At 70.0% G+C, this 10861-nt stretch carries 9 protein-coding genes; 5 read left to right on the top strand and 4 right to left on the bottom strand.

Annotation, left to right across the window (positions count from 1 at the left end):
* Nucleotides 1–290 precede the first annotated feature (290 nt).
* Entirely contained in the window at nucleotides 291–2639 is a 2349-nt protein-coding gene (locus tag G361_RS43405) for a beta-hydroxydecanoyl-ACP dehydratase (RefSeq protein WP_155981425.1), read from the top strand.
* A 119-nt stretch (nucleotides 2640–2758) separates the two neighbouring features.
* On the opposite strand, the gene G361_RS0112485 is transcribed toward G361_RS43405, so the two are convergent.
* Together G361_RS0112485 and G361_RS0112480 are read right to left on the bottom strand one after the other, a co-directional pair.
* A complete protein-coding gene (locus G361_RS0112485) occupies nucleotides 2759–3676 on the bottom strand; it encodes an alpha/beta fold hydrolase (RefSeq protein WP_019927418.1) in 918 nt (305 codons plus the stop codon).
* 14 nt (nucleotides 3677–3690) lie between these two features.
* The gene (locus G361_RS0112480) at nucleotides 3691–4221 is read right to left on the bottom strand and encodes a PaaI family thioesterase (protein WP_019927417.1); all 531 of its coding nucleotides are present in this window, start codon (nucleotides 4219–4221) and stop codon (nucleotides 3691–3693) included.
* Nucleotides 4222–4411: 190 nt separating this feature from the next.
* Between G361_RS0112480 and G361_RS0112475 the strand changes: the two genes are divergently transcribed.
* The 4 genes from G361_RS0112475 to G361_RS0112460 are packed head-to-tail and all read left to right on the top strand — an operon-like array spanning nucleotide 4412 to nucleotide 8925.
* Complete coding sequence (locus tag G361_RS0112475; protein WP_019927416.1) at nucleotides 4412–5359, top strand: PDR/VanB family oxidoreductase; 948 nt, start codon at nucleotides 4412–4414, stop codon at nucleotides 5357–5359.
* A gap of 26 nt (nucleotides 5360–5385) precedes the next feature.
* Complete coding sequence (locus tag G361_RS0112470; protein WP_019927415.1) at nucleotides 5386–6930, top strand: acyl-CoA carboxylase subunit beta; 1545 nt, start codon at nucleotides 5386–5388, stop codon at nucleotides 6928–6930.
* Nucleotides 6931–6964: 34 nt separating this feature from the next.
* Nucleotides 6965–7156 carry an acyl-CoA carboxylase epsilon subunit gene (locus G361_RS0112465; protein WP_019927414.1) on the top strand — a complete coding sequence of 64 codons (192 nt, stop codon included), beginning with the start codon at nucleotides 6965–6967 and terminating at the stop codon, nucleotides 7154–7156.
* Nucleotides 7153–8925 carry an acetyl/propionyl/methylcrotonyl-CoA carboxylase subunit alpha gene (locus G361_RS0112460; RefSeq protein ID WP_019927413.1) on the top strand — a complete coding sequence of 591 codons (1773 nt, stop codon included), beginning with the start codon at nucleotides 7153–7155 and terminating at the stop codon, nucleotides 8923–8925. The genes G361_RS0112465 and G361_RS0112460 overlap by 4 nt, the downstream gene beginning before the upstream one ends.
* A gap of 87 nt (nucleotides 8926–9012) precedes the next feature.
* Here the strand turns inward: G361_RS0112460 and G361_RS0112455 are convergent, their stop codons facing one another.
* Together G361_RS0112455 and G361_RS0112450 are read right to left on the bottom strand one after the other, a co-directional pair.
* Nucleotides 9013–9696, bottom strand: a complete 684-nt coding sequence (locus tag G361_RS0112455; RefSeq protein WP_036495004.1) for an alpha/beta fold hydrolase — start codon at nucleotides 9694–9696, stop codon at nucleotides 9013–9015.
* A gap of 140 nt (nucleotides 9697–9836) precedes the next feature.
* Nucleotides 9837–10811 carry a helix-turn-helix domain-containing protein gene (locus G361_RS0112450; protein ID WP_019927411.1) on the bottom strand — a complete coding sequence of 325 codons (975 nt, stop codon included), beginning with the start codon at nucleotides 10809–10811 and terminating at the stop codon, nucleotides 9837–9839.
* Between the last annotated feature and the right edge of the window lie 50 nt (nucleotides 10812–10861).

Here is a 10861-nt window from a genome sequence, read left to right as displayed (position 1 = left end):
CCGCCCCGGCAGGATCGGCGGTTGCCGGGTCTGCCGTGGCCGGATCGACTGCGGCTGGTGCGGGACTGGCCGGATCGACCCAGGCTGGATCGGCACTGAGCGGATCGGCAGCGGCCGGATCGACCCAGGCTGGATCGGTAGCGGCTGGATCCGGAGCGATTCGTTCGGGATTGGCTGGATCGGCAGCGCCTGGTGCGGGATCGGCCGGGTCTGCCGCGGCTGGTGCGGGACTGGGCGGGTCTGCCGCGGCTGGATCCGCAACGGCCGGTTCGGGATTGGCTGGATCGGCAGTGGCCGGGTCCGCAGTGGCCGGGTCCGGCGCGGCCGGGTCCGTCCCGGCCGAGTGGGCGGCGTCCGCCTCGCGGCCGGTACCCACCCGGCAGGCCGCCGTCTCCGCGGGCCGGACCACCGGCCCGCGCGGCGGTGACCCGGTTTCCCAACTGCTGCAAGACTTCCGGGCCGAACTGGTCTCCGCACATCTGTCCGCGATGGCCGTACAGACGGCGTTGCAGCGGCAGGCGTTGAACGCACTCGGCCGGCCCGCGCCGGTCGGCGCGGGCCGCTCGGCGTACGAGATTCCGGCTGTCGGGTCCAGGCCCGCGCACCAGGCCCCGGCCGTCGGGTCCGGGTCCGCGCAGCACGCCCCGGCTGCCGGGTCCGGGTCCGGGCCCGCGCAGCACGCCTCGGCTGTCGGGTTCGGGTCCGCGCACCAGGCTTCGGCCGCCGGGTTCGGCCCCGCGCAGCACGCCTCGGCCGCCGGATCCGGGTCCGCGTACGCGCGGTCCGCGCCGGAGATCGTGGCCGAGCAGGCGTACACCGTCACACTCGACTACGCGCCGGAGACCGGTCTCACGGTCACCGCCACGCCCGGCCGGGATGTGGTGATCGACTCGCCGCAGCCCGCGACGAGCATGAGCGCCTTCAAGGCGCTCGCGCGGACCCCGGTCACCGCACTGGACGGCCGCGCGCTCGCGGCGCTGGCCCGCGGTGAGATCGCGGCCGTCTTCGGCTCCGCCTACGATCAGGAGGGGGTCAACCCCGCGGTCCGGCTGACCGAGGGTGCGCACGGCACGCTCATCGAGGTGCTGGACATCGCCAGGCACGCCGGCGCGTGGCGGCGCGGGCGGCTGCGGGCGGCCGGGCGGATCGACGGCCCGGATCTCGTCGCCGCCGTCGTCGAGATCGCCTGGCAGACCGCGCAGGTGTTCGCGATGCAGGTCGGCCTCCAGCTGTGCCTGGCGGACGCGCGATTCCACAGCGGCACACCGCTCGAGGCGGATCTGCTCACGGCGAGTGCCGGACCGGTCGAGGTGGTCGCCGAAGTGGTTCGCATCGACCTGATTCCGCGGCCCCGGCTGCGCATCGATGCCGAATTCCGCCGCGGCGCGGTGGTGGTGGCGCGCGTGCGCGCCCTCGCGCTGGAGATCCGGGAGGCGCCCGGCCTGCCGGTCGGGCCCGAGGCCGGCGGCGTGATCCCGCGATTCTTCGGTCGCCGCAACAGCTTCGGCGATCGTGCGCTGCTGGGTGAGTTCCACATGACGCACAGCGCGCGCGGTGATCTCGACATCGCGCTCGGCCCGGAGTTCACCCGGTACGCGGGCCGTCGCGCGACCCGTATGCCCAATCACGGTCTGCAACTGTGTGATCGGGTGATGGCCGTCGACGGTCGGCGCGGGAAGCTGACCGGCGGCACCGGGCACACCGAATACGATTCGCCCGCCGACTCGTGGTACTACGCCGAATCCGCCAACGCCTCCATGCCCAATGTGGTGTACATGGAGACCTCGCTGCAGTCGGCACTGTTGCTCGGCTACTTCCTCGGCGCCACCCTGACCGCGCCGCAGGAGGACTACAGCCTGCGCAATCTCGACGGCACGGCCACCGTGCTGCGCGAGGTCGACCTGCGGGACAAGACGATTCAGCAGACCAGCACACTGCTCAACACCACCGTCCTGGTGGGCGCGGTGCTGCAGACGTTCTCCTACGAACTCTCGGTCGACGGCGAACCGTTCTACTCGGGCGAATCGCTGTTCGGATTCTTCAACGCTCGCGCGCTGGCGAACCAGAACGGTCTGGACAACGGCGAATTCGTCCCGGCGTGGCTGGACGCTCAGCCGAGCCGGCCCGCCGTGCGCGTCATCGACGTGGCCGCGCGCCGGGCGGCGGGCACCGGTATGCGGTGCGCGACCGGACATCTGGCCATGCTCGACGAGATCGAGATCGTCGACGGCGCGGGGAATTTCGGCCTGGGCTACCTCCGGGCCGCGCGTCCGGTCCAGCCGGACGACTGGTTCTTCGGTTACCACTTCCACCTGGATCCGGTGATGCCCGGATCGCTCGGGGTGGAGGCGGTGATCCAGGCCATGCAGGAATGGGCGGTGGACGCCGGGCTGGCGGCGGAACTGGTGGCGCCGGAATTCGTGCTGCCGGTCGGTGTGCCGATGTCCTGGCGGTATCGCGGGCAGATCCTCGCCGACGAGAAGGAGATGTCGCTCGAGGTCCACATCAAGAGCGTCGAGCGGCGTCCCGGCCGGGTCCGGGTGATCGGGGACGCGAGCGTCTGGAAGCCGCGGATGCGGATCTACGAACTGCTCGACGTCGCCATCGAACTGCGCGGCGTGGGAGCGGACACCTGGTGACACCGTGAGCACCGCGGGCGCTGCCGGGCGCCCGCGGTACCCGGGATACGGAGCAGCCCTCGCCGCGAAATAGATTGCGGCGAGGGCTCATTCGTGTTCGGACGGAAAGGGTCTGCGATTCAACGTGATTCGTTGATCCAGTCCGCGATCAGCTCGCTCAGCACCGGGCCGTCCTTCACCCAGGTGAAGTGGTTGAGGTTGCGCACACCGGAATTCGCGTCGAGATGCCGGCGGGTGACCGCCGCCGCGCGCAGCCGCGCCGCGAGGAAGTCCACGGTCGGCTTCGGGCCCAGCGGATCGGAATCCAGCGACAGCATCAGCACCCGCACCGGATTGTCCCGCAGCAGCCGGTCGTAGTTCAGCCGGGAGCCGCGCGGCCGGTACCGTCCGGTCGTCGCGTGCCGCGACCAGTCGACCATGACGCCGCCGGCCATCGGCCCGGCCATCAACTTGCCGCCGGCCCAGTGCCCGCGCAGCAGGGAGACGGCGTGCACGTACTGGCTGCCGAGCAGTACGATCGGCCACCGCTGCCACGGGAACGACCGCCAGAACACGCTGCCGGTCGCCATCGTGATCACACCGGCGAGCTCACCCGGCACGGACGCCGAGTACAGCAGCGCCAGCTGGCCGCCGAGGCTGTGCCCGAACAGATACAGCGGCGCCTGCGGGAAACGCTCCCGCACCGCCGCGACGATCGCCGGCAGATCCGTCTCGATCAGCTGCCGGTAGCCGTAGTTCGGCGCCTCGCCGAGGGCCGGCAGGCTCTCGCCCTGGGCCCGCAGGTCGACCGACGCCGCCGACAGGCCCTCCTGCTGCAGGGCCGCGAGCATCGGCAGGTAGAACTTGGCCTTCATCGCGATCGCCGGGAGCATCAGCACCACCGGAGCGGCCGGATCCGCGGCCGGCAGCACCCGCACGACGAACGAGGCCGCCGCGCTCGCCGCGGACGCGGCGACCGTGACCGGCAGCGCCTCGAGGCCGGTGAAGTCGAGCTTGCGCCCGCCCTCCGGCACCGCGGTATCGCTGGAAGTGGACATGGCTCTCCTCGGTCTCAGGCGGATTCGGCAGGGAGCGCGGCGAATTGGGTGACGTAGTCGAAGGAGACCTTGCCCACCAGGACGTCGTTGTCGTCGTAGAGCATCGCCTTGCCGTCGACATCGAACCGGCGCTGCTCGGTGCGGCCGAGGATGGCCCGGATGGCCCGCTCGTCGATCGTGCCGACCGCGCGGATGCGGCCGACGGCCGGCTTGAAATACGCGGAACGCGCGTCGCGCACCACCATCCACTCGACCTGATCGATCTGCGGGGCCGCGGCGCCGACGAAGGCCACCGCGCAGGCGACGTCCGCGGCGAGGTAGAGCGCGGCGGCGTGGACGGTCTTGACGTGGTTGTCCAGGCGGGAATCCGCCGGGATCTCGGTGACCGCGTGGTCGTTGTCGAGTTCCGTGGTGCGCACGCCCGAGTGGACCGCGAACGGCACCGACTCGTTGGCGATTTCCCGGAGCTTGTCGTAGTCGGGGTTTTCGGTGGCGAACCGGGCGAACGCTGCGAACGCGCGGTCGAAGAACGGAGTTTGCGTCACGTTACGCAGTATTCCTTTGTCTGACAGTGTAAAACGCGCCCATAGGCAGATCCGATCGCCGCTCACCGGGTTGCCGAACGAGCATCGGCCGATTCGCCGGTGGCCGGTAGCCTTCGATTCGGCGGCGTATTCCAGCGCGGGAAATCGACGCGGCCGGTGGAAATTCGAAAGAGGCAAAATCGTGCCCCCAGTGAGCCCGCGTTCCGAGACCGACCTGCACGTGGTTCGTGTCGTGGCCGAGACCGACGAGGTGCGCTCGTTCGTGCTGGCCGCCGAATCCGGCGAGGAGCTCCCGCAGTGGGGTCCCGGAGCCCATATCGATCTGCATCTACCCGGCGGCCGGACCCGGCAGTATTCGCTGTGCGGCGATCCCGGCGATCGCCGGCAGTGGCGCATCGCCGTGCTGCGCGAGCCCGCCGGCCGCGGTGGCTCGCGATATCTGCACGACGAGGTGACGACGGCGTCCCGGCTGCGAGTCGGTATGCCGCGCAACAACTTTCCGCTCATCGACGCTCCGCGGTATCGGTTCGTCGCGGGTGGGATCGGGATCACCCCGCTGCTGCCCATGATCGCCGCGGTGGCGGCGGCGGGCGCGCCGTGGACCCTGCACTACGGCGGCCGCACCCGGGCCGGGATGGCGTTCGCCGACGAACTGACCGGCCACGGCGACCGGGTGCGACTGTATCCGCAGGACCGGTGCGGCCTGATCCCGCTGCCCGAGGTCTTCGGTTCCGACGACGCCGCGATCTACTGCTGCGGCCCGGAACCGTTGCTGCAGGCCGCCGAACGGCAGCAGCGGGCCCGCGGTACCGGATCGCTGCACCTCGAGCGCTTCCAGCCGGCCGACGTCGTCGCCGACCCGGCCGCGAACGGCGCCTTCGAGGTGGAACTGCGCTACGCCGGCACGGTGGTCCAGGTGGCCGCCGGGCAGTCGGTGCTGTCGGCCCTGCAACGGGCCGGCGTGGACGTGCCGTCCTCGTGCGAGGAGGGGACCTGCGGGAGTTGCGAGACCACCGTGCTCGACGGCGAGGTGGATCACCGCGACTCGGTACTGAACGACGAGGAACGGGCGGCCGGGCACACCATGATGCTGTGCGTGTCACGGGCCCGCTCGCCGCGGCTGGTCCTGGACCTGTGAGCCGCGGCGCGACAGAGAGGATCGTGATGCGGGACCGCGTCGAGGAGCTCGGCAAGATCAAACTCGCGGTGCTGGAGGGGCCGGATCCGGCCGCCACCCAGCGCCAGCACGACAAGGGCAAACTCACCGCCCGGGAACGGATCGATCTGCTGCTGGATCCGGGCTCGTTCCAGGAGATCGAGGGCCTGCGGCGGCATCTCGCCACCGGATTCGGGCTCGAGCAGCGCCGCGCCTACACCGACGGCGTGGTGACCGGCTGGGGCACGGTCGAGGGCCGCACGGTCTTCGTCTTCGCCCAGGACTTCCGGATCCTCGGCGGCGCGCTCGGCGAGGCGCACGCGCAGAAGATCCACAAGATCATGGATCTGGCCCTGTCCGCCGGCGCGCCGCTGGTCGGCCTGTACGACGGCGCCGGCGCGCGGATCCAGGAGGGGGTCGGCGCGCTCGCCGGCTTCGGCGGCATCTTCGCCCGCAACACCCGCGCGTCCGGGGTGATCCCGCAGATCAGCGTGATCCTCGGCCCGTGTGCCGGTGGCGCCGCCTACAGCCCGGCGCTCACCGATTTCGTGTTCATGGTGCGCGAGACCGCGCAGATCTTCATCACCGGCCCGGACGTGGTGGCGGCGGTCACCGGCGAACAGGTGACCATGAACGGCCTCGGCGGCGCGGATGTGCACTCGCGCGACACGGGCGTCACCCACTTCACCTACGACGACGAACCGAGCTGCCTGCACGACGTGCGGCACCTGCTGTCGCTGCTGCCGTCCAACAACCGGGAACAGCCGCCCGCCGCGCCGAGCGCCGATCCGGCGGACCGTCGCAGCGAGAAGCTGTACGACCTGGTTCCCGTCGACGGGAACCGTCCGTACCCGATGCGTTCGGTCATCGAGGAGATCGTCGACGACGGTGAACTCTTCGAGGTGCACGAGCACTGGGCCACGAATGTGGTGTGCGGGCTGGCCCGCCTCGACGGGCAGGTCGTCGGCATCGTCGCCAACCAGCCCAGCATGCTCGCGGGCGTACTCGACATCACCGCCTCGGAGAAGGCGGCTCGCTTCGTGCAGACCTGCGACGCGTTCAACATCCCGCTGGTCACCCTGATCGACGTGCCGGGCTTCCTGCCCGGTGTCGCGCAGGAGCACGGCGGCATCATCCGCCACGGCGCGAAACTGTTGTACGCCTACTGCAATGCGACCGTGCCGCGCGTCTCGGTGGTGCTGCGCAAATCCTACGGCGGCGCCTACATCGTGATGGACTCCCGCTCGATCGGCGCGGATCTGGCGCTGGCCTGGCCGAGCAACGAGATCGCGGTGATGGGTCCCGAGGGTGCGGCCAACGTGATCTTCAAGCGTGAGATCAACGCCGCCGACGATCCGGAAGCCATGCGGCAGTTGAAGATCAAGCAATACCGCAGCGAACTGATCCATCCGTACTACGCCGCCGAGCGCGGCCTCATCGACGATGTGATCGACCCCGCCGACACCCGCCGGGTGCTGATCCGCTCGCTGGCGATGCTGCGCACCAAACATGCCGACCTGCCCATGCGCAAGCACGGGAATCCGCCTCAGTAATTCTATCCGCCAACAGAATTCGAGCGAGACAGTCATGAACGAACCCATCGTACGGATCGAGCGGGGCAACCCCGACGACCTCGAACTGGCCGCGGTGCTGATCGCCCTCGCGGCGGTCGCGGCCCGGCCCGCCGACACCGCCGGCGACCAGCCCGCCCCGGTCCGCTGGCTGCGCCGGGAACGCCGCATCGCCTTCGTCGCCTCGCACAGCTGGGCCGCGGCGTGAGTGGGCGAATCACCAAGGTTCTCATCGCGAATCGGGGTGAGATCGCGGTACGGGTGATCCGGGCCGCCCGCGACGCCGGTATCGCGAGCGTCGCGGTCTACGCGGAGCCGGACGCGGACGCGCGCTTCGTACGGCTGGCCGACGAGGCGTTCGCCCTCGGCGGGCAGACCGCGGCCGAGTCGTACCTGACGTTCGACAAGATCCTGGACGCGGCGGCCCGCTCCGGAGCCGACGCGGTCCATCCCGGCTACGGATTCCTCTCGGAGAACGCCGATTTCGCCCAGGCGGTCCTGGACGCGGGCCTGATCTGGATCGGCCCGTCACCACAGTCGATCCGGGACCTCGGCGACAAGGTCACCGCCCGGCACATCGCCGCGCGAGCGGGCGCGCCGATGGCGGCCGGAACGAAGGATCCGGTGCGCGACGCCGCGGAGGTGATCGCGTTCGCCGAGACCCACGGTGTCCCGGTGGCGATCAAGGCGGCGTTCGGCGGTGGTGGCCGGGGCATGAAGGTGGCCCACACCATCGAGGAGATCCCCGAGCTGTTCGACTCGGCGACAAGGGAAGCGACGGCGGCCTTCGGCCGTGGCGAATGTTTCGTCGAGCAGTACCTCGACCGGGCCCGGCACGTGGAAGCCCAGGTACTGGCCGACCGGCACGGCACCGTGATCGTGGTCGGCACACGGGACTGCTCGCTGCAACGCCGCTTCCAGAAACTGGTGGAGGAGGCCCCCGCGCCGTTCCTGTCGGACGCGGTCCGGGCGAAGATCCACGAGTCGGCGAAGCGAATCTGCCGGGAGGCCGGATACTACGGCGCCGGTACGGTCGAATACCTGGTCCAGGGCGAGACGGTGTCGTTCCTGGAGGTGAACACCCGCCTCCAGGTGGAACACCCGGTGACGGAGGAGACCGCCGGCCTGGACCTGGTGCGGCAGCAGTTCCGCATCGCGAACGGCGAGAAGCTGGAGATCACCGAGGATCCGGCCCCGCGCGGGCACGCCTTCGAATTCCGCATCAACGGCGAGGACGCCGGCCGGAACTTCCTGCCCGCACCCGGCCCGGTGCGCGTGTACCGGGAGCCGTCGGGCCCCGGCGTCCGCGTGGATTCCGGTGTGGCCGAGGGCGATGTGATCAGCGGCCGGTTCGACTCGATGCTGGCGAAGCTGATCGTGTGGGGCGAGACCCGCGAACAGGCGTTGCAGCGGTCCCGCCGCGCGCTGGCGGAATACGAGATCGAGGGATTGGCAACGGTATTGCCGTTCCATCGGCACATCGTCACGAATCCGGCCTTCCTCGGGGACGGTACGTCGTTCGAGGTGTACACCCGGTGGATCGAAACGGATTGGGTGAACCCGATCCCGCCGCACACCGAGATCGAGCCGATCGACGACGTGGAGCAGACCCGGCAGACCGTGGTGGTCGAGGTCGCCGGTCGGCGAGTGGAAGTGTCACTGCCGGAACGGTTCTCGCTGGGGACCAAGTCGTCGGGCGAGGCCGCCGCGCCGGCACGGAAGAAGCCGCGCAAGCGTCCGGGCGCCGGTGCCGGCGCCGCCTCCGGTGACGCGGTGACCGCGCCGATGCAGGGCACGGTGGTGAAAGTAGCCGTGGCGGAGGGCGATTCGGTGGCCGCCAGTGATCTGATCGCGGTCCTCGAGGCCATGAAGATGGAGAATCCGATCAACGCGCACAAGGCGGGTGTGGTGACCGGCTTGTCCGTGGAGGTCGGCGCCGCCGTCACCCCGGGAAGCGTGCTCACCGAAATCAAGTGAGCGGCAACGAATTTCCGGAGGTTCGGCGGGCGACGACCCGCCGAGCCCGGTGCCGTCCCCTGATCGGCTACACGGCCGCCACGGGGCCTAGACCGCCTCGGCGGCGGTGCGGATGAGGCCTGCGACCACCTCGGGCCGCGAGACGTAGATGGCGTGGCTGCCCGGCGTCTCGGTGACCTTCGCGCCGATCCTGTCGGCCATCGAGGCCTGGGCCGAGGGCGGGATCATCCTGTCCTCGGTGACCCGCAGGTACCAACTCGGCCTCGTCCGCCAGGCGGCCTCGCCGATCGTGCCGCCGAGTGCGTCCAGTCCCCACGGGACCTGGGAGTCGGCCAGGAACGCGGCGTCCGCCGCGGACAGATCGCCGGCGAAGGAGTTGTGGAACTGCGACCGATCCAGGAACAGGTAGCCGTCGTCGGGCGGCAGGATCGGGGGCTGCGGACCGTCCTGCGGGAAGGATCCGATCAACTGGTTCACCGATTCGCCGGTATCCGGTGCGAAGGCGGTGACGTACACGAGGGCCTTCACCGTGGGGTGGGTGCCGGCCTCGGTGATGACCGCACCGCCGTAGGAGTGCCCCACCAGCACCGCGTCACCGTCGATGTCGTCGAGGATCTGCCGGGTCGCGGCGGCGTCCTCGGTGAGCGACCGGGTCGAGTTCTGCACCACGCGCACGCTGAAACCGTCCCGGGTGAGCTCGTCGTATACGGCGCGCCATCCAGCTCCGTCGACGAATCCACCGTGCACCAGCACTACCGTCGGTTTGCTCATGACGACCTCCCTCATCGGCAGGGTGGCGGGATTGCGCACCGATACTGCCGGTCACATCGTCGGCGAACACGAGCCGTCCGGACGCGGACGACGACGCACAGGTCGCGGACGACAGCGCATCGCGACATCTCCGGCACCGGTCACACGGCCCGGTGGAAGCTCCCGTCCGGATGACCGCGTCGCATCTCACCGGGGCTGACCCCGTAGGTGGCGCGGAATGCCCGGTTGAAGCCACTGATGTCACCGAATCCCCAGCGGTGTGCCAGGGTCGCGATACTCAGATGAGCGAGCCGATGATCGAGCAACTCCTCGCGCACACCCGCCAGGCGACGGCGGCGAATATACCGTGCGACCGACTCGTTCTCCGCTCGGAACAGCTTGTGCAGGTATCGAGTCGAAATATTCACTGCCGCAGCAATTTCGGCAGGACCGAGCCCCGGATCCCGTAGGCGCGAGTCGATCTGGGCTTCGATGCGCGCCATCAGGCTGCGCTGCGTCGCATCCGCGTGCCGAGTCCCGCCGGGTTCGGCCAGCAGGCACAGCGCCAGATCGGTGGTGCGGGCGAGCACCTCCTCGGACTGGGACTCCGCCAGCTCCGCGCCGTGCCGGATCAGGTCGAGCACGAATCTGCCGACCACACCGGACAATCCACGCCGGCCCGACAACACGCGGCCGCTCACCGCGCTGCGCTCGGTATCGCTGAGCCGCACCGCCTCCGACGGAACCGAGAGCACCGACACCGACCACGGCTCGGTGAACGTCCACGTGAACGGCCGCGAATTGTCGTAGACGACGAAATCGCCGGGTGTCAGTTCGGCGACCCGACCGGCCTGCGCCAACGACGCAGCACCGGCTGTGAGAACGGCGATCTGGAAGAACGCCGCATCCGACTGCCGGATACAACGCACGGTCCGCCGATGCACGTGCGGGGTCGCGGTCAACTCGGCGAACAGCAACCGCCCCCGGACCGTTCCCGCCAACCGTGCCGCCGGCTCCGGAGAACTGTTCCACCCCTCCAGATTCACCGATGCGAACGTATCGCCCAGTGTGTGATGCCAATAGTCCTCCCGCTCGGGAGGTTCGACGTCATCGGTGGATGCGGAGATATCGGGCACGACTCCCATCTTCCTCGCCGGTCACCGCGAGGGTTCCGGGATCGCGGCAC

Origin of the sequence: Nocardia sp. BMG111209 (genome assembly GCF_000381925.1) — a bacterium.
Classification (GTDB): Bacteria; Actinomycetota; Actinomycetes; order Mycobacteriales; family Mycobacteriaceae; genus Nocardia.
The sequence above is the reverse complement of the archived record's forward strand: the minus strand, read 5'-3'. Positions and strand labels throughout refer to the sequence as shown.